22 protein-coding genes and 1 pseudogene are annotated in these 19,955 nt (G+C 58.0%); 13 read left to right on the forward strand and 10 right to left on the reverse strand.

The annotated features are described in order from the left end of the window. The first annotated feature begins 13 nt into the window (after nt 1-13). The 4 genes from gatB to ACOYA6_RS18420 all read left to right on the forward strand — a co-directional run bounded on the left by gatB (nt 14) and on the right by ACOYA6_RS18420 (nt 3,643). Nucleotides 14-298, forward strand: a complete 285-nt coding sequence (gatB, locus tag ACOYA6_RS18405; RefSeq protein WP_139563692.1) for a PTS galactitol transporter subunit IIB — start codon at nt 14-16, stop codon at nt 296-298. Nucleotides 299-302: 4 nt separating this feature from the next. After that, nucleotides 303-1,673: a galactitol-specific PTS transporter subunit IIC gene (locus ACOYA6_RS18410; protein ID WP_422655181.1), complete on the forward strand. Its 1,371-nt coding sequence runs from the start codon at nt 303-305 to the stop codon at nt 1,671-1,673. 42 nt (nt 1,674-1,715) lie between these two features. Continuing rightward, nucleotides 1,716-2,759 carry a galactitol-1-phosphate 5-dehydrogenase gene (gatD, locus tag ACOYA6_RS18415; protein ID WP_422655182.1) on the forward strand — a complete coding sequence of 348 codons (1,044 nt, stop codon included), beginning with the start codon at nt 1,716-1,718 and terminating at the stop codon, nt 2,757-2,759. A 110-nt stretch (nt 2,760-2,869) separates the two neighbouring features. After that, a complete protein-coding gene (locus ACOYA6_RS18420; RefSeq protein ID WP_039031674.1) occupies nt 2,870-3,643 on the forward strand; it encodes a DeoR/GlpR family DNA-binding transcription regulator in 774 nt (257 codons plus the stop codon). Between the two features lie 16 nt (nt 3,644-3,659). On the opposite strand, the gene ACOYA6_RS18425 is transcribed toward ACOYA6_RS18420, so the two are convergent. Both ACOYA6_RS18425 and rsmI read right to left on the reverse strand, forming a co-directional pair. Beyond that, on the reverse strand, nt 3,660-4,637 hold the full coding sequence (locus tag ACOYA6_RS18425) for a Fic family protein (protein WP_422655183.1): 978 nt from the start codon (nt 4,635-4,637) through the stop codon (nt 3,660-3,662). A 4-nt stretch (nt 4,638-4,641) separates the two neighbouring features. After that, on the reverse strand, nt 4,642-5,505 hold the full coding sequence (gene rsmI, locus ACOYA6_RS18430; RefSeq protein WP_422655184.1) for a 16S rRNA (cytidine(1402)-2'-O)-methyltransferase: 864 nt from the start codon (nt 5,503-5,505) through the stop codon (nt 4,642-4,644). A gap of 62 nt (nt 5,506-5,567) precedes the next feature. On the opposite strand from rsmI, the gene ACOYA6_RS18435 reads away from it, so the two are divergent. From ACOYA6_RS18435 to dolP, 4 genes are read left to right on the forward strand one after another with little or no spacing between them, the layout of a single operon-like run. Further along, a complete protein-coding gene (locus ACOYA6_RS18435; RefSeq protein WP_422655185.1) occupies nt 5,568-7,610 on the forward strand; it encodes a penicillin-binding protein activator in 2,043 nt (680 codons plus the stop codon). Continuing rightward, nucleotides 7,568-7,963: a YraN family protein gene (locus ACOYA6_RS18440; RefSeq protein WP_422655186.1), complete on the forward strand. Its 396-nt coding sequence runs from the start codon at nt 7,568-7,570 to the stop codon at nt 7,961-7,963. The genes ACOYA6_RS18435 and ACOYA6_RS18440 overlap by 43 nt, the downstream gene beginning before the upstream one ends. Before the next feature lie 21 nt (nt 7,964-7,984). Next, nucleotides 7,985-8,575, forward strand: a complete 591-nt coding sequence (gene diaA, locus ACOYA6_RS18445; protein WP_032614385.1) for a DnaA initiator-associating protein DiaA — start codon at nt 7,985-7,987, stop codon at nt 8,573-8,575. Between the two features lie 9 nt (nt 8,576-8,584). Continuing rightward, complete coding sequence (gene dolP, locus ACOYA6_RS18450; protein WP_039031669.1) at nt 8,585-9,160, forward strand: division/outer membrane stress-associated lipid-binding lipoprotein; 576 nt, start codon at nt 8,585-8,587, stop codon at nt 9,158-9,160. Between the two features lie 33 nt (nt 9,161-9,193). On the opposite strand, the gene ACOYA6_RS18455 is transcribed toward dolP, so the two are convergent. Beyond that, nucleotides 9,194-9,838 carry an NAD(P)H-binding protein gene (locus tag ACOYA6_RS18455; RefSeq protein ID WP_039031668.1) on the reverse strand — a complete coding sequence of 215 codons (645 nt, stop codon included), beginning with the start codon at nt 9,836-9,838 and terminating at the stop codon, nt 9,194-9,196. A gap of 126 nt (nt 9,839-9,964) precedes the next feature. Here ACOYA6_RS18455 and ACOYA6_RS18460 point away from each other — a divergent pair, with 126 nt between their 5' ends. Then, nucleotides 9,965-10,483 (forward strand): type 1 glutamine amidotransferase domain-containing protein, encoded by a 519-nt coding sequence (locus tag ACOYA6_RS18460; RefSeq protein ID WP_039031667.1) that lies wholly within the window; start codon nt 9,965-9,967, stop codon nt 10,481-10,483. Here ACOYA6_RS18460 and ACOYA6_RS18465 read toward each other — a convergent pair. Beyond that, nucleotides 10,463-10,897, reverse strand: a complete 435-nt coding sequence (locus tag ACOYA6_RS18465) for a YhbP family protein (protein WP_039031666.1) — start codon at nt 10,895-10,897, stop codon at nt 10,463-10,465. The two genes, ACOYA6_RS18460 and ACOYA6_RS18465, sit on opposite strands and share 21 nt — an antisense overlap. A gap of 14 nt (nt 10,898-10,911) precedes the next feature. Here ACOYA6_RS18465 and ACOYA6_RS18470 point away from each other — a divergent pair. Continuing rightward, nucleotides 10,912-11,252: pseudogene (locus ACOYA6_RS18470) on the forward strand (GIY-YIG nuclease family protein). Here the strand turns inward: ACOYA6_RS18470 and ACOYA6_RS18475 are convergent. Continuing rightward, complete coding sequence (locus ACOYA6_RS18475) at nt 11,239-11,742, reverse strand: GNAT family N-acetyltransferase (RefSeq protein ID WP_039031664.1); 504 nt, start codon at nt 11,740-11,742, stop codon at nt 11,239-11,241. The pseudogene ACOYA6_RS18470 and the gene ACOYA6_RS18475 sit on opposite strands and share 14 nt — an antisense overlap. Further along, the gene (gene ubiT / locus ACOYA6_RS18480) at nt 11,736-12,260 is read right to left on the reverse strand and encodes a ubiquinone anaerobic biosynthesis accessory factor UbiT (RefSeq protein ID WP_422655187.1); all 525 of its coding nucleotides are present in this window, start codon (nt 12,258-12,260) and stop codon (nt 11,736-11,738) included. The genes ACOYA6_RS18475 and ubiT overlap by 7 nt, the downstream gene beginning before the upstream one ends. 221 nt (nt 12,261-12,481) lie before the next feature. On the opposite strand from ubiT, the gene ubiU reads away from it, so the two are divergent. The 3 genes from ubiU to ACOYA6_RS18495 all read left to right on the forward strand — a co-directional run bounded on the left by ubiU (nt 12,482) and on the right by ACOYA6_RS18495 (nt 15,450). Beyond that, a complete protein-coding gene (gene ubiU / locus ACOYA6_RS18485; protein WP_422655188.1) occupies nt 12,482-13,477 on the forward strand; it encodes a ubiquinone anaerobic biosynthesis protein UbiU in 996 nt (331 codons plus the stop codon). A gap of 8 nt (nt 13,478-13,485) precedes the next feature. Continuing rightward, the gene (locus tag ACOYA6_RS18490; RefSeq protein ID WP_422655189.1) at nt 13,486-14,364 is read left to right on the forward strand and encodes a U32 family peptidase; all 879 of its coding nucleotides are present in this window, start codon (nt 13,486-13,488) and stop codon (nt 14,362-14,364) included. A 78-nt stretch (nt 14,365-14,442) separates the two neighbouring features. Beyond that, nucleotides 14,443-15,450 (forward strand): luciferase-like monooxygenase, encoded by a 1,008-nt coding sequence (locus ACOYA6_RS18495; protein WP_223074552.1) that lies wholly within the window; start codon nt 14,443-14,445, stop codon nt 15,448-15,450. Between the two features lie 85 nt (nt 15,451-15,535). Here ACOYA6_RS18495 and mtr read toward each other — a convergent pair whose 3' ends face one another. The 4 genes from mtr to nlpI all read right to left on the reverse strand — a co-directional run bounded on the left by mtr (nt 15,536) and on the right by nlpI (nt 19,897). Then, entirely contained in the window at nt 15,536-16,780 is a 1,245-nt protein-coding gene (mtr, locus tag ACOYA6_RS18500) for a tryptophan permease (protein WP_138370302.1), read from the reverse strand. Between the two features lie 142 nt (nt 16,781-16,922). Beyond that, nucleotides 16,923-18,830, reverse strand: a complete 1,908-nt coding sequence (locus ACOYA6_RS18505) for a DEAD/DEAH family ATP-dependent RNA helicase (RefSeq protein ID WP_039031658.1) — start codon at nt 18,828-18,830, stop codon at nt 16,923-16,925. Then, nucleotides 18,823-18,903, reverse strand: a complete 81-nt coding sequence (yrbN, locus tag ACOYA6_RS18510; RefSeq protein ID WP_138370335.1) for a protein YrbN — start codon at nt 18,901-18,903, stop codon at nt 18,823-18,825. The genes ACOYA6_RS18505 and yrbN overlap by 8 nt, the downstream gene beginning before the upstream one ends. 109 nt (nt 18,904-19,012) lie before the next feature. After that, complete coding sequence (gene nlpI / locus ACOYA6_RS18515; RefSeq protein WP_039031657.1) at nt 19,013-19,897, reverse strand: lipoprotein NlpI; 885 nt, start codon at nt 19,895-19,897, stop codon at nt 19,013-19,015. Nucleotides 19,898-19,955 lie beyond the last annotated feature (58 nt).

The following is a 19,955-nucleotide window of genomic DNA, read 5'->3' on the forward strand; positions in this document are numbered from 1 at the left end:
GAAGGAGTACCCTATGAAACGCAAAGTTATCGTTGCCTGTGGCGGTGCCGTCGCGACCTCCACCATGGCCGCAGAAGAGATCAAAGAGCTGTGTGAAGCCCACAACATCACGCTGGATCTGGTCCAGTGCCGGGTCACCGAAATTGAGACCTATATGGACGGGGCGGATCTGATCTGCACCACCGCGAAAGTCGATCGCACCTTTGGCGACATCCCGGTGGTCCACGGCATGCCGTTTGTGTCGGGCGTCGGCATTGAAGCCCTGCAGCAAAAAATCCTGACCATCCTCGAGGGGTAAGATCATGTTTACCGAAATCATGCGGTATATCCTCGATCTGGGGCCGACGGTCATGCTGCCCATCGTCATCATCATCTTCTCGAAGCTGCTGGGGATGAAGCTGGGCGACTGCTTTAAATCCGGCCTGCATATCGGGATTGGCTTTGTCGGGATCGGGCTGGTTATCGGCCTGATGCTCGACTCCATCGGCCCGGCGGCCAAAGCGATGGCCGAGCAGTTCCAGATCAACCTTCACGTGGTGGACGTCGGCTGGCCGGGCTCATCCCCCATGACCTGGGCCTCGCAGATTGCGCTGGTAGCGATCCCGGTGGCGATTGGCGTTAACGTGCTGATGCTGGTCACCCGCATGACCCGCGTGGTGAACGTCGATATCTGGAACATCTGGCACATGACCTTTACCGGGGCGATGCTGCACCTGGCGACCGGCTCTTACTGGCTCGGCATTCTCGGCGTGGTGGTTCACGCGGCCTTTGTCTACAAGCTGGGCGACTGGTTTGCGAAGGACACGCGGGACTTCTTTGGTCTCGACGGGATCGCCATTCCGCACGGGTCATCCGCTTACCTTGGCCCCATCGCGGTGCTGGTCGACACCCTTATCGAGAAGATCCCGGGGCTCAGGAACATTCACTTCAGCGCCGACGATGTGCAAAAACGCTTTGGCCCGTTTGGTGAGCCGGTCACCGTCGGGTTCGTGATGGGGCTGGTCATCGGCCTGCTGGCGGGATACGACGCGAAAAACGTCCTGCAGCTGGCGGTGAAAACCGCCGCCGTGATGCTGCTGATGCCGCGCGTCATCAAGCCCATCATGGATGGCCTGACGCCGATTGCCAAACATGCCCGTAAGCGTCTGCAGGCGAAGTTTGGCGGCCAGGAGTTCCTGATCGGCCTCGATCCGGCGCTGCTGCTGGGTCACACCTCGGTGGTCTCCGCCAGCCTAATCTTTATCCCGCTCACCATCCTGATTGCGGTGCTGGTGCCGGGTAACCAGGTCCTGCCGTTTGGCGACCTCGCGACCATCGGCTTCTTCGTCGCCATGGCCGTGGCGGTGCATCAGGGCAACCTGTTCCGCACCCTGATCTCAGGCGTCATCATCATGGGCATCACCCTGTGGATCGCCACCCAGACCATCAGCCTGCACACGCAGCTTGCGGAGAATGCCGGGGCGCTGAAAGCGGGCGGGATGGTGGCCTCCATGGACCAGGGCGGCTCGCCCGTCACCTGGCTGCTGATCCAGCTCTTCACCTGGCAAAACGTCGTGGGATTCGTGGTGATTGGCGCCATCTACGCCAGCGGCGTGCTGCTCACCTGGCGTCGCGCCCGGGCCTTTACGGCGGCCGAAAAAGCACGGGCGCTACAGAGCCAGACGGCTTCTTAATATCCGGGGAGCGCTGCTCCCCTCTTTTTTCTGGAGTGAATCATGAAATCAGTGGTAATTCATGCTGAGGGACTCGTGCGCGTAGAAGAGCGCCCTGTCCCGCACATTCAGGCTGAGGATGACGTGCTGGTGCGGGTCGTCTGCTCGGGGCTCTGCGGTTCGGATATCCCGCGTATTTTTGCCAAAGGAGCGCACTACTATCCCATCACCCTGGGCCATGAATTTAGCGGCTATGTCGACGCCTGCGGTGCTGGCGTTAAGGATTTGCAGGCTGGCGATGCGGTGGCCTGCGTGCCGCTGCTGCCCTGCTTTACCTGCCCAGAGTGTGAAAAAGGCTTTTTCTCGCTCTGTAAGCAGTATCAGTTTGTCGGATCGCGCAGCGAAGGGGGCAACGCGGAGTACATCGTGGTGAAGCGCGCCAACCTGTTCCGCCTGCCCGCAGAGATGACCATTGAAGACGGCGCGTTTATCGAGCCCATTACCGTGGGGCTACATGCGTTCCATCTTGCCCAGGGCTGCGAAGGCAAAAACGTGATTATCGTCGGGGCGGGCACCATTGGCCTGCTGGCCATGCAGTGCGCCCTGGCGTTAGGTGCGGCAAGCGTTACCGCCATTGATATCAATGACGACAAGCTGGCGCTGGCGACAGCCCTGGGGGCGACGCAGGTCTACAACAGCAAAACCCTGAGCGCGGAAGAGATACTGGCAGCCCTTCACGACACCCGTTTCGATCAGCTGGTGCTGGAGACGGCCGGTACGCCGCAAACCGTCGCCCTTGCTATCGACATTGCCGGGCCCCGCGCCCAGGTGGCGCTGGTGGGCACCCTGCATCACGACCTGACGCTATCCTCCGCGACCTTCGGCAGGATCCTGCGTAAAGAGCTGACCCTGCTGGGCAGCTGGATGAACTACTCCGCGCCCTGGCCGGGTGAAGAGTGGGAAACCGCGGCCCGTCTTCTCAACGAGAAAAAATTGCAGCTCGCGCCCCTGATCGCCCATACCGGCAACAGCGAAAGTTTTGCCAGCGCCATTCAGGCTCTGAATGGTTCGCCGATGCAGGGCAAAATCCTGCTGCGGCTGGATTGAGCCCACGAGCCAGCAACCGGAGCTGGCTCACATTTACTTTCGAACGCTAGCGTTCACCTTTCGCATCCCTTCGATTAAACTGGAGCGAGTTAATTATCAGGCAAAACAAAATGAACTCATTTGAGCGAAGGAACAAAATCGTCGATCTGGTGAATGCCAACGGCAGCGTGTTGGTGCTCGACCTTTCGAATTCTTTTGGCATCTCCGAGGTGACCATCCGCGCCGATCTGCGTCTGCTGGAAGAGAAAGGTCTGGTGACCCGTTTTCACGGCGGAGCCGCCAGGCCGGGCAGCAATCTGGCCGAGAACGAAAGCCAGGAGGTGCTGCTGGAAGATCGCTACAGCCTCGCCAGCGACCCGAAAAAACGTATCGCCCTTGCCGCCGTGGCAATGATTGAAGAGGGGATGACGGTGATTTTAGACAGCGGCAGCACCACCATGCTGATCGCTGAAGCGCTGGCGAAGAAGGCCAATATCACGGTGATCACCAACAGCCTGCCCGCCGCCTTTGCGCTCTCCGACAATAAAGACATCACCCTAGTGGTGTGCGGCGGCACGGTGCGCCACAAGACTCACTCCATGCATGGCACCATCGCCGAACGCTCGCTGGCGGGCATCAGCGCCGACCTGATGTTTGTTGGCGCCGACGGGATCGACACCACTAACGGTATCACCACCTTCAACGAAGGCTATTCGATCAGCAGCGTAATGGCGGCAGCCGCGCATAAGGTAGTTGCGGTGCTGGACGCGAGCAAATTCAACCGTCGCGGGTTTAACCAGGTGCTGCCGATGGAGAAGATTGACTGCGTGATTACCGATCAGGGCATCAGTCGGCAGGATAAAGAGTTACTCAGCAAATGCGGTGCCGAGGTGGTTATCGTCTGACAGTACCGGCAGGCTATTACATGACCTGCCAGTATCCTCCTTTTCTTGGGCCTACGCGTTGCACCCGCCCTTTTTGTTGTAACGCGCTGAGATAGCGCTCTATTGTACGAGACGTTACTCCCAGCATCGCTGCCAGCGCTGAGGCTGTTATCGTCGGTTGGGCAGTCAGAAGTTGCAAAACAGTGGCTTCTTTTTCCGACATTTTATCCGACATTTTTTCCGACACTGGATTAGGTGCCGAGATGCTTTCCCGCAGCGCATCGGCAATATTTTGCAGCATAAACTCTACAAACGCTGTGCAATCACTGGCTTTATCGCATTGACCGAGGATCGCGTAATACTGCGTTTGCTGGAAATGGATCACCGTTTCGACGGGTAACCAGGCCAGTTCAGGACGCCACTGACTCAAAATTAGCGTTTGCCAAAGACGCCCCATACGACCGTTTCCATCGGCAAAGGGATGTATAAATTCAAACTCATAATGGAAAACAGAACTGGCTATCAGGGGGTGTAAATCTGTGGTGCTTAACCAGCCGAGAAGATCGTCCATCAGACGCGGCACCTGGGAGGCCGGCGGCGCCATGTGTACTAGCTGATTACCACGATAGATACCAACATCTCCCCGCCTCAGTTGCCCGGGGCTGTCCACCAGCCCTCTCATGAGGATCCGATGGGCATGTAATACATCCTCCAGACGGCTCGCATGCCAGATATTCAGGTGTTCATAGGCCTGAATAGCGTTTCTGACTTCCTGGATATCTTTCTCCGGCGCCAGAACCCGTTTCCCATCCATAATTGCCGTCACCTGTCCGGTAGTCAGCGAATTATGTTCTATGGCTAGCGATGCCTGGATGGTGCGAATACGATTCTCTTTGCGCAGCAAAGGCGAAGCGCGACCGGCATGCGCGGCCCAGTGCCCCAACAACTCCCCCGTCTCAATCACCAGATTAAGGATTGCCGGCGTGATCGTAAAAGGGGGTTGATAGCGGCTCACCGGCTTACTCCCCCTGCTGCTCCAGGGCGTACTTATACAGCGCGTTCTTTTTCACGCCGTGGATCTCCGCCGCCAGCGCCGCCGCTTTCTTCAGCGGCAGTTCGGCCTGCAGCAGCGCGAGGGTGCGCAGGGCATCGGCAGGCAGGGCGTCCTCCTCGGCTTTGTACCCTTCGACAATCAGCACCATCTCGCCCTTGCGGCGGTTTTCGTCCTCTTTTACCCATGCCAGCAGCTCGCCCACCGGCAGGCCGTGGATGGTCTCCCAGGTTTTGGTCAGCTCGCGGGCCAGGACCACGTAACGCGCTTCGCCCCAGACGGCGACCATGTCTTCCAGGCTCTCCAGCAGACGGTGGGTGGATTCGTAGAAGATCAGCGTGCGCGGCTCGGCTTCCAGCGCCTTGAGCACGTCGCGACGGCCCTTGGATTTAGCGGGCAGGAAGCCTTCGTAGCAGAAGCGATCCGACGGCAGGCCCGCCGCGCTCAGGGCGGCAATGGCGGCGCACGGCCCCGGCAACGGCACCACACGGATGCCCGCCTCGCGGCAGGTGCGCACCAGGTGATAGCCCGGGTCGTTAATCAGCGGCGTTCCGGCATCGGACACCAGGGCGATGCTCTGCCCCTCTTTCAGCTTCGCCACCAGCATGGCCGCTTTTTGCTGCTCGTTATGATCGTGCAGAGCAAACATTCGGGCGTTGATGGCGAAATGTTGCAGCAGCAGGCCAGTATGGCGGGTATCTTCAGCCGCAATAAGATCAACGCTTTGCAAGACGGTGAGGGCACGTTGGGTAATATCAGATAAATTCCCGATAGGAGTAGGTACAATATAAAGCTGACCCTGAGAATTATCTGCCGTTTCGTGTTGTTTCATTGTTTCATCCGTATTGCCGATTTAATATTGAGCATTGCGTAAAAAATATTACTGGATACAGTATGGTACCCTTAACGTTTCTTCATAATAAAGTCGCGCGCAGCCTTCCGCTGGTGCTGGCAGCCCTGTTCTTTGCAGGCTGTGGCACACAGGCGCCCGATCAAAGTGCTGCCCATATGGAGGGTACAGCGCAGGCTGACTCCGGCTTCTATCTGCACCAGATGGAGCAGAGCTCGAATGATACCCGGATCAACTGGCAATTACTCGCCATTCGTGCACTGCTGAAAGAAGGTAAAACCCAGCACGCCGCCGATCTCTTTAACCAGCTGCCGCAGGATTTGAACGATACCCAGCGCCGCGAGCAGTCGCTGCTGGCCGCCGAGCTGAAAATTGCCCAGAACGACGTTGCCGGCGCGAAAAAGATCCTCGGCAGTATCGACATCGGTACGCTGGATAAAAACCAGCAGGCGCGTTTCTGGCAGGCCGGTATCGCCGCGGAACAGGGGCGCCCTTCCCTGACGCTGCTGCGGGCGCTGATTGCCCAGGAGCCGCTGCTCTCCGCTGCGGAAAAACAGAAAAATATCGACGCCACCTGGCAGACGCTCTCCGCGATGAATCCGGATCAGGCCAATGCGCTGGTGATCAACGCTGACGAAAATGTCCTCCAGGGCTGGCTGGATCTGCAGCGCGTCTGGTTCGATAACCGCAACGATCCGAACATGCTGAAAGCCGGGATCAAAGACTGGCAGACCCGCTATCCGAACAACCCGGGCGCCACCATGCTGCCAACGCAGCTGGTTAACGTGCAGAACTTCAAGCCTGCTTCCACCAGCAAAATCGCCCTGCTGCTGCCGTTAGGTGGCCAGGCCGCCGTCTTTGGCCGCACTATCCAGCAAGGTTTTGAAGCGGCGAGAAACGGCACCGCCGCCGTCGCAGGCAGCGCGGTTCCCGCCCAGGTCGCCCAGGCGGCTAACGCCGGAGATGTGGTGAGCCCGTCCGCCGCTGAAACCACCGATCTGACCACCGCCCAGCCTGTCGCCGCGCCGGAAAGCAGCGTGCAGGAGCCGGTACAGACTCCGGCGACGACAGACACAACGCAGACCGTCGCTCAGCCACAGGCCGTGGCTAATCCCTCTGCCGAGATAAAAGTGTATGACACCAGCACCCAGCCGCTCGATCAGGTGCTGAATCAGGTGCAGCAGGATGGCGCCAGCATCGTGGTCGGCCCGCTGCTGAAAAATAACGTAGAAGAGCTGGTGAGAAGTAACACCCCGCTGAACGTGCTGGCACTGAACCAGCCGGAGCAGGTGCAGAATCGCCCGAACGTCTGCTACTTCGCGCTGTCACCGGAAGACGAAGCTCGCGATGCGGCGCGCCATATCCATGAGCAGGGCAAGCAGGCTCCCCTGCTGCTGACCCCGCGTAGCCAGCTGGGCGATCGCGTTGCGACCGCCTTTGCCCAGGAGTGGCAACAGCTGGGCGGCGGCATCGTTCTGCAGCAGAAATTTGGCTCAACCTCAGAACTTCGCGCGGGCGTTAACGGCGGAGCAGGTATTGCCCTCAGCGGCAGCCCGGTTACGGCCAGCCTGCCACAGCAGCAGGGCGTGACCATCGGCGGCCTGACCATTCCGGCACCGCCAACGGATGCGCAGATTAGCGGCGGCGGAAACGTGGATGCGGCCTACATCGTCGCCACCCCGGAAGAGATCGCCTTTATCAAGCCGATGATCGCCATGCGTAACGGCAGCCAGGCGGGCGTGTCGCTGTATGCCAGTTCCCGCAGCGCACAGGGCACCGCCGGTCCGGACTTCCGTCTCGAAATGGAAGGGCTGCAGTACAGCGAAATCCCGATGCTCGCCGGGGCGAATCCTGAGCTGATGCAGCAGGCGCTCAGCAGCGTGCGTAACGACTACTCCCTGGCGCGCCTGTATGCCATGGGCGTGGATGCCTGGGCGCTGGCGAACCATTTCACCCAGATGCGCCAGGTGCCGGGCTTTACCCTTAACGGCAACACCGGCGATCTCACCGCCACCCAGGACTGCGTGATTAACAGGAAGTTATCATGGCTCAAATACCAGCAGGGACAGATCGTTCCGGCCAGTTAACCCGCAAACAGACCGGCGACGCGCGCGAATTACAGGCGCGTCGCTGGCTTGAGAGCAAAGGACTGCGCTTTATCGCCGCCAACGTCCGCGGACGCGGCGGCGAAATTGACCTTATCATGCAGGATGGCCCGGCTATCGTCTTCATTGAGGTGCGTTACCGCCAGTCATCCCGTTACGGCGGGGCCGCCGCCAGCGTGACCCGGGCCAAGCAACATAAATTATTACACACCGCCCAGTTGTGGCTTGCCCGGCATAATGGCAGCTTTGACACTGTGGATTGCCGGTTCGATGTGGTAGCCTTCACCGGAAACGCCATCGAATGGCTCAAAAACGCCTTCGGCGCAGACGCGTAAATCAGATCGTTAAGGGATACCGTGCTCGAAAGAATTAAGGTTTGCTTCACGGAAAGCATTCAGACTCAGATTGCAGCAGCAGAAGCGCTGCCGGACGCCATCTCCCGCGCGGCGATGACCCTGGTTCAGTCCCTGCTTAACGGCAACAAAATCCTCTGTTGTGGCAACGGCACCTCAGCCGCCAACGCACAGCATTTTGCTGCCAGTATGATCAATCGTTTTGAGACAGAGCGTCCAAGTTTACCTGCCATTGCACTCAACACCGATAACGTGGTCTTAACGGCGATTGCCAACGATCGTCTTCATGATGAGATCTACGCCAAACAGGTGCGCGCGTTAGGGCATGCCGGTGATGTATTGCTGGCAATCTCCACGCGCGGCAACAGCCGCGACATCGTCAAAGCCGTTGAAGCGGCCGTTACGCGCGATATGACCATCGTGGCGCTGACCGGCTACGATGGCGGCGAACTGGCGGGGCTGTTGGGTCCGCATGATGTTGAGATCCGTATTCCTTCCCACCGCAGCGCGCGCATTCAGGAGATGCACATGCTGACGGTGAACTGTTTATGCGATCTGATCGATAACACGCTTTTCCCTCACCAGGATGATTAAGGAGTATACATGAAGGCACTTTCGCCCCTCGCAGTCCTTATTTCTGCGCTGCTGCTTCAGGGATGTGTCGCTGCAGCGGTAGTGGGTACCGCCGCTGTGAGCACCAAGGCCGCGACTGACCCGCGTACCGTGGGCACGCAGGTGGATGACAGCACCCTGGAACTGCGCGTGAACAGCGCATTGTCCAAAGACCAACAGATTAAGAAAGAAGCGCGCATTAACGTCACGGCTTATCAGGGCAAAGTTCTGCTGGCCGGACAGGCACCGAACACTGAACTGGCCTCCCGCGCGAAGCAGATCGCGATGGGCGTAGACGGCGCGACCGAAGTGTTTAACGAAGTGCGTCAGGGCCAGCCGATTGGCCTGGGCGAGGCCTCAAACGACACCTGGATCACCACCAAAGTGCGCTCCCAGCTGCTGGGCAGCGATCAGGTGAAATCCTCTAACGTGAAGGTGACTACCGAGAACGGCGAAGTGTTCCTGCTCGGCCTGGTGACCGATCGCGAAGGCAAAGCGGCGGCGGATATCGCCAGCCGGGTGAGCGGCGTGAAACACGTCACCACCGCCTTTACCTACATCAAGTAAGCTCCCCCGCCCTCTGCCATCGGCAGGGGGCTGTTATCCCTCTCCCTTTGCCCTCTCCCTGATCTTCGCTGACGGAATAATGTTAACCCCAGCCGGTGACGCGCTGAGCGCCTCCTGCAGCATCACCTCCGCCACATCCCGCGCTTCGACAGACTTCCAGTTACCAGGCAAAAAGCTAAACAGCGGCGCAAACAGCGACTCGCTGAAGCGATGCTTTTCCCGCTCGCCAAGCAGCATTGACGGGCGCACGATGGTCAGCCGCTCCCACTTCTGGGCGATCAGCGCCTCTTCCATTTTGCCTTTTACCTTGTTGTAGAAGAACGGCGAGTGCGCGTTGGCACCCATGGCGCTCACCACCAGCAGATGCTTCGCCCCGAGCCGTTTCCCGGTCAGCGCCGTGTCCACCACCAGGGTGTAATCGGCATGAATAAAGGCCTCTTTGCTGCCCGCCTCACGCCGGGTGGTGCCCAGACAGCAAAAGACGGTATCGACCGGATCCTGGACCTGCGCCAGGGCATCGGTCAGCTGTGGATCGTGAGGATTAAACACCCCTTCGATATCCCCAAGCGGACGACGCGTCGGGGCGGCGATATAGTTAATTTTCCGCTCCTGGATGAGCATACGCAGCAGGTGTCCGCCCACCAGGCCGGTCGCGCCGGTAATTAAAACCTGACTCATTACTCCTCCTTTGCAGATTAGTCCGTATGCGATTTCACGCTGCTCTACCACACTTAGTGGTCTGAACGTTAAGTATTTACCACAAGCTGAGAAAAAGCTGTCTGAAGCCAAAACAACGGAGGAAGCATGAGCAAGAAAATTGCGGTCTTGATCACCGACGAGTTTGAAGATTCAGAATTTACCTCGCCTGCCGAAGCGTTTCGCAAAGCGGGGCACGAGGTGATTACTATTGAGAAGGAAGCGGGCAAAACGGTAAAAGGCCATAAGGGTGAAGCCAGCGTGACCATCGATAAAACCATCGATGAGGTGAGTCCGTCTGACTTTGACGCCCTGCTGCTGCCGGGCGGCCACTCCCCCGACTCCCTGCGCGGCGACGATCGTTTCGTTACCTTTACCCGCGATTTTGTCTCCAGCGGGAAACCGGTGTTTGCCATCTGCCACGGCCCACAGCTGCTGATCAGCGCTGAGGTTGTGCGCGGGCGTAAGCTCACCGCCGTGAAACCGATCGTTATCGATCTGAAAAACGCCGGGGCCGAATTCTTCGATCAGGAAGTGGTGGTCGATAAGGATCAGCTGGTCACCAGCCGGACGCCGGACGATCTGCCCGCCTTTAACCGCGAGGCATTACGCCTGCTCGGCGCGTAGCCAGTGAAGTTTTTTACCAAAGCCCAGCGTGTTGTCAGTGAACTTCAGCTCATCCAGACGGATTTCCCAGACCGGGGCTGACATCGCGGCGGCAACCGGAAAGCGGCGAATGTAGTGTTTACGCATCGCGTCGCTTTCCTCCCCTTCCAGACGACGGATCTCCCCTTTGAACTGCAGACCGCGGATCAACGCCACGGTTTTGGGCTGGCCGTTGACCGTGCCTGCGACCTTCGCCTGCTGGCCTGTCATCTGCGCGTGACGGGTTTTATCTTCGCTTAACACGTAAAACGCGACGCGCTGCGGATCGTAATAGTAAAAGGCGTTGGCGCACCACAGCTCATCGTCATGATGCACACACCAGGTGACCACGTGCTGCTTCGCCAGCCAGCGATTGATGGCGGCCAGAGTTTCCATTTCGCTTCTCTCTCATGCTAAGGTGCGTTCACCTTAACATAATGAATCTGTCGCCGTGTGCTGGTTTCTCTATCTGGTTCGAACCGCTGATAATGCGCTCTATACGGGCATCACAACCGATGTGCCGCGCCGCTTCCTGCAACATCAAACGGGAAAAGGGGCGAAGGCGTTACGTGGCAAAGGGGAGCTGACGCTGGCGTTTTCCGCGATCGTTGGGGATCGCTCGCTGGCGCTCCGGCTGGAGTACCGCATAAAACAGCTGACGAAGCGCCAGAAAGAGCGCCTCGTCAGCGGAGACGGGTCGTTTGAGGCGCTACGCGAGAGCCTGCAAACGTCGCTGATTAAAAGCGATTAAAGTGGTCGTGGTAATCCACCAGGCCGCTGACGCCGTTAAGCGCGTCGTCGGCAAGACGGTGGAGCTGGAACGCCGACTCGGTGCCCGGCCAGCGGCAGCGCAAATCGTAGTGCGCCGCTTTCTCGAAGCCCAGACGGCTGTAGAATTCCGGATCGCCCAGCGTCACCACGGCGGCATAGCCGAACTCATTGAGTGAATCCAGTCCTTCGTAAACCAGCTGGCGCGCCAGACCTTGTCCACGATAGTTTTCATCCACCGCCAGCGGTGCCATGCCAACCCACTGCAGATCTTCACCCTGCACGATGACCGGGCTGAAGGCGACATAGCCGATAACCTGCCCTTCATCATCGGTGGCGACCAGGCCCAGCGTAATCAGGCCGTCTTCACGAAGATCGCGAACCAGTTGCGCTTCAGCCTCACTTTCGAACGACCGGCGTAATAAGGCATCAATACCCGGGGCATCGATCCCAATTTCTACTCGAATCAACATGGCTCACCTACAGAAGTGTGTTTACTTTCCGGCGGCGTTTTCAGACCCGCCTCGACAAAATCGGCCAGTTGCATCAGCGCTACACGCAGCGTCTTCGGCATCTGTTCCAGTTCAATCGCATCCATCAGGTTTTTGACATACAGACCTAACTCGGTATCGCCTTCAATCACCAGACGACGCTGGAAGAAGAGCGTGTCAGGATCCTGCTTGCGTGCCGCGATCATCAGCAGGTCGCTGGCGTCAGCGCTGAAGCTGACGTCCGCCTCAGCGGATTCGCGCACCACCAGCTGCTCATTTTCAACGGAGGTGTACCAGCGCAGACCAATGTCCCGCACCTCGATACTTAACCAGCGCCCTTCCAGAAATTCCAGCTCGCCATCCGCCAGCGCCTGGCGGAACTGCCAGCTTAGCACCTGCTCCAGCACCTGGCTCTTCAGCGCAAAGGGGGCCAGCTTAACCGGCACGCTCAGCAGCGACGGGCCAAATTGTACGAGACGTGAACGCAGTTTATCCAGCACGAGCAATACTCCCTGATATCTATAGTCCTGATATTTTGCCATATCCAGTCGTCGGTATAGCGGCGTAAATCAACAAACCGACTTTCGATGTAACCCATTATTGGTGCCATCAATACGCCATTAGCTGCCTTAAATCAAAAATTGTCGCCGGATGGTTAACTAAAATCCCTGTTCGATAACAATTTTGCATCCCCGTGGGGCTGCGAACGTCAGGATAAATTATGGAGCTGCTCTGCCCTGCCGGGAACTTACCGGCGCTTAAGGCGGCCATCGAAAACGGCGCCGATGCGGTCTATATCGGGCTGAAGGACGATACCAATGCCCGTCACTTCGCTGGTCTCAATTTTACCGAGAAAAAGCTGCAGGAAGCGGTGAGCTTCGTACACCAACACCGCCGTAAGCTGCATATCGCTATTAATACCTTTGCCCACCCCGACGGCTATCAACGCTGGCAGCGCGCGGTGGATATGGCGGCCCAGCTGGGTGCCGACGCGCTGATTCTGGCGGATCTCGCCATGCTGGAGTACGCCGCGGAACGCTATCCGCACATTGAGCGCCATGTCTCCGTGCAGGCCTCAGCCACCAACGAAGAGGCCATTCGTTTTTACCATCGCCATTTCGACGTGTCGCGCGTGGTGCTGCCGCGCGTGCTCTCTATTCATCAGGTTAAGCAACTCGCGCGGGTCACGCCAGTTCCGCTGGAGGTTTTTGCCTTTGGCAGCCTGTGCATTATGGCTGAAGGGCGCTGCTACCTCTCCTCTTATCTCACCGGCGAATCCCCCAATACGGTGGGTGCCTGCTCTCCTGCACGCTACGTGCGCTGGCAGCAGACGCCGCAGGGGCTGGAATCGCGCCTGAATGAGGTGCTGATCGACCGCTATCAGGACGGTGAAAACGCCGGCTATCCAACCCTGTGCAAAGGCCGCTATCTGGTGGATGGGGAGCGCTATCATGCCCTGGAGGAGCCCACCAGCCTCAACACCCTCGAGCTGCTGCCTGAGCTGCTGGCCGCCAACATCGCATCGGTGAAAATCGAAGGCCGCCAGCGCAGCCCGGCGTACGTCAGCCAGGTGGCAAAAGTGTGGCGCCAGGCGATCGACCGCTGCATGGCAAACCCGCAGAACTATGCCCCGCAACCGGCGTGGATGGAGACCCTCGGCGCGATGTCCGAAGGCACACAAACCACGCTGGGTGCGTATCACCGTAAATGGCAGTGAGATAAAGCATGAAATATTCATTAGGACCGGTGCTCTACTACTGGTCAAAAGAGACGCTGGAAGACTTCTATCAGCAGGCGGCAGCCAGCCAGGCCGATGTGATTTACCTCGGCGAGGCGGTGTGCAGTAAGCGTCGCGCCACCAAAGTGGGCGACTGGCTGGAGATGGCGAAAACCCTGGCCGACAGCGGCAAGCAGGTGGTGCTGTCAACGCTGGCGCTGGTGCAGGCCTCATCGGAACTGAACGAGCTGAAGCGCTACGTGGACAACGGCGAATTTCTGCTGGAAGCGAGCGATTTGGGCGTAGTGAACCTGTGCGCCGAGCGCAAGCTGCCATTTGTCGCCGGGCATGCGCTGAACTGCTATAACGCCGTGACCCTGCGCCTGCTGCTCAAACAGGGCATGACGCGCTGGTGCATGCCGGTGGAGCTTTCCCGCGACTGGCTGGTGAACATTCTGGCGCAGTGTGACGAACTGGGGATCCGCAATCAGTTCGAGGTGGAGGTGCTCAGCTACGGGCATCTGCCGCTGGCCTACTCCGCCCGCTGCTTTACCGCGCGTTCAGAGGATCTGCCGAAAGACGAGTGCGAAACCTGCTGCATCAAATACCCGAACGGGCGCAGCATGCTGTCCCAGGAGAACCAGCAGGTGTTTGTCCTGAACGGCATTCAGACCATGAGCGGCTACGTTTATAACCTCGGCAACGAGCTGGCCTCAATGAAAGGGCTGGTGGATATGGTGCGTCTGTCGCCGCTCGGCACTGACACCTTTGCGATGATTGACGCCTTCCGCGCCAATGAAAATAGTACTGCCCCGCTGCCGCTGACTGCGAACAACGAATGTAACGGCTACTGGCGACGTCTGGCCGGGCTGGAGCTGCAGGACTAAAAAAAGCTCACTTTGTTAACAATGACTGTGAAATTTTAATGCACTATTAAAGATTCACCGTCGACAAAGTGAGCTGTTATGACTGATAAATCCATTCCGTTTTCGGTGCTGGACCTGGCGCCGATCCCTGAAGGCTCCTCGGCACGGGAAGCCTTTTCACACTCTCTGGATCTCGCCCGCCTGGCTGAACAGCGCGGCTACCATCGCTACTGGCTGGCGGAGCATCACAATATGGTCGGTATCGCCAGTGCGGCCACCTCGGTGCTGCTTGGCTATCTGGCGGCAAATACCACCACGCTGCATTTAGGCTCTGGCGGCGTGATGCTGCCTAACCACTCCCCGCTGGTGATTGCCGAACAGTTTGGCACCCTCAACACCCTTTACCCGGGCCGCATCGATTTGGGTCTGGGCCGTGCGCCGGGCAGCGATCAGCCGACCATGCGCGCGCTGCGTCGCCATATGAGCGGGGATATCGATAACTTCCCGCGCGACGTGGCAGAGCTGGTGGACTGGTTTGACGCCCACGACCCGAACCCTCAGGTGCGTCCGGTGCCGGGCTACGGCGAGCAGATCCCGGTCTGGCTTTTAGGCTCCAGCCTCTACAGCGCGCAGCTGGCCGCACAGCTGGGCCTGCCGTTTGCTTTCGCCTCACACTTTGCGCCGGACATGCTGCATCAGGCGCTGCATCTTTATCGCACGAACTTTAAGCCCTCGGCGCGGCTGGAAAAACCGTACGCGATGGTGTGCATCAACATCATTGCGGCCGACAGCAATCGCGATGCGGAATTCCTGTTTACCTCCATGCAGCAGGCCTTTATGAAGCTGCGTCGCGGCGAGACGGGCCAGCTGCCACCACCGGTGGAGAATATCCATCAGCTGTGGTCGGCCTCAGAGCAGTATGGCGTCCAGCAGGCGTTAAGCATGTCGCTGGTAGGGGACAAAGCGAAGGTGCGTCACGGGCTTGAAGCGGTGCTGCGCGAGACGCAGGCCGATGAGATCATGGTGAACGGGCAGATTTTCGATCATCAGGCGCGCCTGCATTCGTTCGATCTGGCAATGCAGGTGAAAGAAGAGTTGGTGGGGTAGCCTTTTTGCCGGATGGCGGCTTCGCCTTATCCGGCCTACGCGCTCCATGTAGGCCCGGTAAGCGAAGCGCCACCGGGCAATGTGTTTACTGGTAAACAGGCAACAGATTAAAGCTCGACAGCACGTGGACCACTGCGTTGCCAATGCCGAACACCAGAATCAGCGCAATCATCGGCTTACCGCCCCAGACGCGGAATTTTGGGCTACCGAAGCGCTTACGTGATTTGCGTGCCAGCAGCGCCGGGACAATCGCCGCCCAGACGGTCGCCGCCAGCCCGGCATAGCCAATGGCATACAGGAAACCGTTTGGCCACAGCAGGCCACCGATCACCGGCGGCAGGAAGGTCAGCAGCGCGGTTTTCAGACGCCCCAGGGCTGAATCATCAAAACCACACAGGTCGGCCAGATAGTCAAACAGGCCCAGGGTCACGCCGAGGAATGAGCTCGCCACGGCGAAGTTGGAGAAGATCACCAGCAGCAGATCCAGGCTACGGCTGTTCAGCACCCCGCTCAGCGCCTGCACCAGCACATCAATGTTACCGCCCTTCTGCGCGATGCCGATGAATTCCGGACGTGGGATGTTGCCCATTGTCCCCAGTAGCCAAATCACATACAGCCCCAGCGCCAGCAGCGTGCCATAGACCAGGCAGCGGGTGATGGTGCGCGGATCTTTGCCGTAATACTTCATCAGGCTTGGGACGTTTCCGTGGTAGCCAAACGAGGCCAGACAGAACGGCAGGGTCATCAGCAGATACGGGGAGTATGAGGTGTTGCTCTGTGCCACGTTAAACAGGGTCGCTGGCGTAACGTGTCCCAGCAGGCTGCCAAAGGTCAGGAAAAAGGTGATGACCTTCGCGCCCAGCACAATGGCCGTCATCCGGCTCACCGCTTTGGTGCTCATCCAGACGATAAATGCCACGCCAAGGGCAAAGCATAACCCCGCCACGCGCGCCGGCACATCCAGCGACATCTCTGAGAAGGTGTGATGCAGAATCGAACCGCTCGCCGAGATATAGGCGTAGGTCAGGATATAAAGCACGAAGGCAATGGAGATGCCGTTGACGACATTCCAGCGTTTGCCCAGCAGGTCGCGGGTGATGGTGTCGAAGCTCGAACCAATGCGGTAGTTGAGGTTAGCCTCAAGGATCATCAGGCCGGAGTGCAGCATGCAGAACCAGGTGAAGACCAGCGCTGCCAGCGACCAGAAGAACCACGCCCCGGACATGACCACCGGCAGAGAGAACATCCCCGCGCCTATGATGGTGCCGCCGATAATCACCACACCGCCGAGCAGTGAGGGTGACGTTTGGGTGGTGGTTAGTGTCGCCATACAGCCTTTTCTCCAGTCAATAATTTGGGACCTGCATTTTAATGTGCTGCACTGTACCAGTACAATAGTACAAAGGGAATAAAAAAAGCCCCGATAAGAATATCGGGGCTGTATATTTTACTTTACGACTGAAGCGTAAGGCTTACGCGTCACGGCGACGGCTTGGGCCATCTTCGCGACGTGGGCCACGGCTTTCGCGACGCTCACCGCTGAAACGACCTGCTCCCGGTGCAGCGCCTTCACGACGAGGACCACGGCCGCCTTCACGACGCTCACCGCCGAAACCACGGCCAGCAGGACGATCGCCATCACGACGCGGACCACGGTCCGGACGCGGCTGAGCATCACCCAGCAGCTGCATGTTCATCGGCTTGTTCAGGATGCGGGTACGGGTAAAGTGCTGCAGAACCTCGCCCGGCATGCCTTTTGGCAGCTCGATGGTAGAGTGAGTACCGAACAGCTTGATGTTACCGATGTAACGGCTGCTGATGTCGCCTTCGTTAGCGATAGCGCCAACGATATGACGAACTTCAACACCATCATCACGGCCCACTTCAATGCGGTACAGTTCCATTTCGCCAGCATCACGACGTTCGCGACGTGGACGGTCTTCACCACCACGCTCTGGACGGTCGCCACGTGGGCCACGATCGTTACGGTCGCCACGACGTTCGAAACGATCGTCACGGTCACGGAATTCACGCTTAGGACGCATCGGTGCATCTGGCGGTACGATCAGAGAACGTTCGCCCTGCGCCATCTTCAGCAGTGCAGCGGCCAGCGTTTCGACATCCAGCTCTTCGCCTTCGGCGGTCGGCTGAATCTGCGCCAGCAGCGCACGGTACTGATCCAGATCGCTGCTTTCCAGCTGCTGCTGAACTTTAGCGGCGAATTTTTCCAGACGGCGTTTGCCCAGCAGATCTGCGTTTGGCAGGTCAGCTTCTGGAATGGTCAGCTTCATGGTGCGTTCGATGTTACGCAGCAGACGACGCTCGCGGTTCTCAACGAACAGCAGCGCACGGCCCGCACGACCTGCACGACCGGTACGGCCGATACGGTGAACGTAAGACTCGGAGTCCATTGGGATGTCGTAGTTAACAACCAGGCTGATACGTTCTACGTCCAGACCACGTGCTGCCACGTCGGTTGCAATCAGGATATCCAGACGACCGTCTTTCAGACGCTCCAGAGTCTGCTCACGCAGGGCCTGGTTCATGTCGCCGTTCAGCGCGGCGCTGTTGTAGCCACTACGTTCCAGGGCTTCAGCCACTTCCAGGGTCGCATTTTTGGTACGAACGAAGATGATCGCCGCATCAAAATCTTCTGCTTCCAGGAAACGCACCAGCGCTTCGTTTTTACGCATGCCGTATACAGACCAGTAGCTCTGGCTGATGTCCGGGCGAGTAGTTACGCTGGACTGGATGCGCACTTCCTGCGGCTCTTTCATGAAGCGGCGGGTAATGCGACGGATCGCTTCCGGCATGGTCGCAGAGAACAGAGCGGTCTGATGACCTTCCGGGATCTGCGCCATAATCGTTTCTACGTCTTCGATGAAGCCCATGCGGAGCATTTCGTCAGCTTCATCCAGAACCAGACCGCTCAGTTTAGAGAGATCCAGCGTACCGCGCTTCAGGTGATCCAGCAGACGACCCGGCGTACCGACGACGATCTGTGGGCCCTGACGCAGGGCGCGTAACTGCACGTCGTAACGCTGGCCGCCGTACAGGGCAACCACGTTTACGCCACGCATATGTTTAGAGAATTCAGTCATAGCTTCCGCAACCTGAACAGCCAGTTCACGGGTCGGAGCCAGTACAAGGATCTGCGGTGCGCGCAGGTCCGGATCGATGTTGTTAAGCAGCGGCAGCGAGAATGCTGCAGTTTTACCGCTACCAGTCTGGGCCATGCCCAGCACGTCACGACCGGAGAGCAGATGTGGGATACATTCTGCCTGGATCGGAGATGGTTTTTCGTAACCCAGATCGTTAAGGGCTTCAAGGATAGGAGCCTTCAGGCCCAGATCTGCAAAAGTGGTTTCGAATTCAGCCATGTAGTACGAGTGCCTCAATGTCAATGGCGGCCAGTCTACATAACTCGTCGTGAAAATTTTCGGTAATTTTCATTAAAAGTGTGAACCGGCTCAAAGTAGGTGTATTGACGAACAACAACGCCCTCACCCGTTAAGATGATGGCAATCAAAAAATGATTACGGGCTGATGTTTATGTCGTCAGCTATTGCTGGTCCGATTCTGCCAGGTCGTCATGCTCCTGGCCCAAGAGCGATAATTCCAACAATGCATAACGGTGCTCAACGTAGTTGTGTACGTTATTAGCGACCGCTAATTTGAACAGTGCCGTGGCGCTGTCCATATCCCCCAGACTTAGGTAGTACTTACCTAAATAGAAGTTGGTTTCACTGAGATGCTCAGCGAGCGAGGTGTTATCCGTTGCGTCTGCCTTGAGCCTTTCCATCAGCGTTGCTTCGCTGATGTTGCCCAGGTAGAACTCGACAATATTCCATCCCCACTGTTCCTTGTCCGATTTTTCGAAGCGTTGCTTTAACGCGTCTTTAGCCTGCTTTTCGTCGAGCTTCTGCTCAACAATGAAAAGCCACAGGCTACGGAAAGGATCGTTAGGATCGTCTTGATAAAACGCCAGCAGATCATCTTGCGCTAACTTGTCACGACCGCCGTAATACAGGGCGATCCCGCGATTCAAGTGCGCGTAGTTGTAAGTTGGATCAAGCTCAAGTACAGAATCAAACGCTTCATAGGCAGCATCAAAATTGCCTGCCTGCGTTAAATAAATGCCTAAGTAATTGAATACTTCAGGCATATCCGGTCGGATCGCCAACGCTTGTGAAAAATCATTTCGCGCCAGTGCCCTCAGACCGAGACTATCATACAACACTCCGCGCTCATATAAAAGCTGTGCGCGTTCGTCATCGGTTAAAGCCCGACTGGCAAGAATTTGTTCCATGCGTGCCAGAATCACTTCCTGCTGCAAAGTCGGTTGCAGTGGCACTGCGAGGACTTCACTTTTACGCCAGGCAGAGTTGCTGCATCCTGCCAGCGTCAAAGCTGTCGCAACGAAACACCAGCGCAGAAAAGGCTTCATTTCCCACTCCCGAAGACAACTATTGGATGAACGTCCTGTCCCCCGGCGGCTCAACAAG

It is taken from the genome of Leclercia barmai (assembly GCF_049312895.1).
Taxonomy (GTDB): domain Bacteria; phylum Pseudomonadota; class Gammaproteobacteria; order Enterobacterales; family Enterobacteriaceae; genus Enterobacter; species Enterobacter barmai.

Excerpts from the sequence above, each read along its gene's own strand:
- gatD (WP_422655182.1), top strand. The coding sequence starts at position 1,716 with ATGAAATCAGTGGTAATTCATGCTGAGGGACTCGTGCGCGTAGAAGAG.
- ACOYA6_RS18495 (WP_223074552.1), top strand. The coding sequence starts at position 14,443 with ATGACTGATAAATCCATTCCGTTTTCGGTGCTGGACCTGGCGCCGATC.
- ACOYA6_RS18410 (WP_422655181.1), top strand. The coding sequence starts at position 303 with ATGTTTACCGAAATCATGCGGTATATCCTCGATCTGGGGCCGACGGTC.
- dolP (WP_039031669.1), top strand. The coding sequence starts at position 8,585 with ATGAAGGCACTTTCGCCCCTCGCAGTCCTTATTTCTGCGCTGCTGCTT.
- ACOYA6_RS18460 (WP_039031667.1), top strand. The coding sequence starts at position 9,965 with ATGAGCAAGAAAATTGCGGTCTTGATCACCGACGAGTTTGAAGATTCA.
- ACOYA6_RS18435 (WP_422655185.1), top strand. The coding sequence starts at position 5,568 with ATGGTACCCTTAACGTTTCTTCATAATAAAGTCGCGCGCAGCCTTCCG.
- ACOYA6_RS18475 (WP_039031664.1), bottom strand. The coding sequence starts at position 11,742 with ATGTTGATTCGAGTAGAAATTGGGATCGATGCCCCGGGTATTGATGCC.
- ACOYA6_RS18420 (WP_039031674.1), top strand. The coding sequence starts at position 2,870 with ATGAACTCATTTGAGCGAAGGAACAAAATCGTCGATCTGGTGAATGCC.
- ACOYA6_RS18490 (WP_422655189.1), top strand. The coding sequence starts at position 13,486 with ATGAAATATTCATTAGGACCGGTGCTCTACTACTGGTCAAAAGAGACG.
- ACOYA6_RS18505 (WP_039031658.1), bottom strand. The coding sequence starts at position 18,830 with ATGGCTGAATTCGAAACCACTTTTGCAGATCTGGGCCTGAAGGCTCCT.
- ACOYA6_RS18440 (WP_422655186.1), top strand. The coding sequence starts at position 7,568 with ATGGCTCAAATACCAGCAGGGACAGATCGTTCCGGCCAGTTAACCCGC.
- ubiU (WP_422655188.1), top strand. The coding sequence starts at position 12,482 with ATGGAGCTGCTCTGCCCTGCCGGGAACTTACCGGCGCTTAAGGCGGCC.
- yrbN (WP_138370335.1), bottom strand. The coding sequence starts at position 18,903 with ATGAAAATTACCGAAAATTTTCACGACGAGTTATGTAGACTGGCCGCC.
- nlpI (WP_039031657.1), bottom strand. The coding sequence starts at position 19,897 with ATGAAGCCTTTTCTGCGCTGGTGTTTCGTTGCGACAGCTTTGACGCTG.
- gatB (WP_139563692.1), top strand. The coding sequence starts at position 14 with ATGAAACGCAAAGTTATCGTTGCCTGTGGCGGTGCCGTCGCGACCTCC.
- ACOYA6_RS18455 (WP_039031668.1), bottom strand. The coding sequence starts at position 9,838 with ATGAGTCAGGTTTTAATTACCGGCGCGACCGGCCTGGTGGGCGGACAC.
- rsmI (WP_422655184.1), bottom strand. The coding sequence starts at position 5,505 with ATGAAACAACACGAAACGGCAGATAATTCTCAGGGTCAGCTTTATATT.
- mtr (WP_138370302.1), bottom strand. The coding sequence starts at position 16,780 with ATGGCGACACTAACCACCACCCAAACGTCACCCTCACTGCTCGGCGGT.
- ACOYA6_RS18465 (WP_039031666.1), bottom strand. The coding sequence starts at position 10,897 with ATGGAAACTCTGGCCGCCATCAATCGCTGGCTGGCGAAGCAGCACGTG.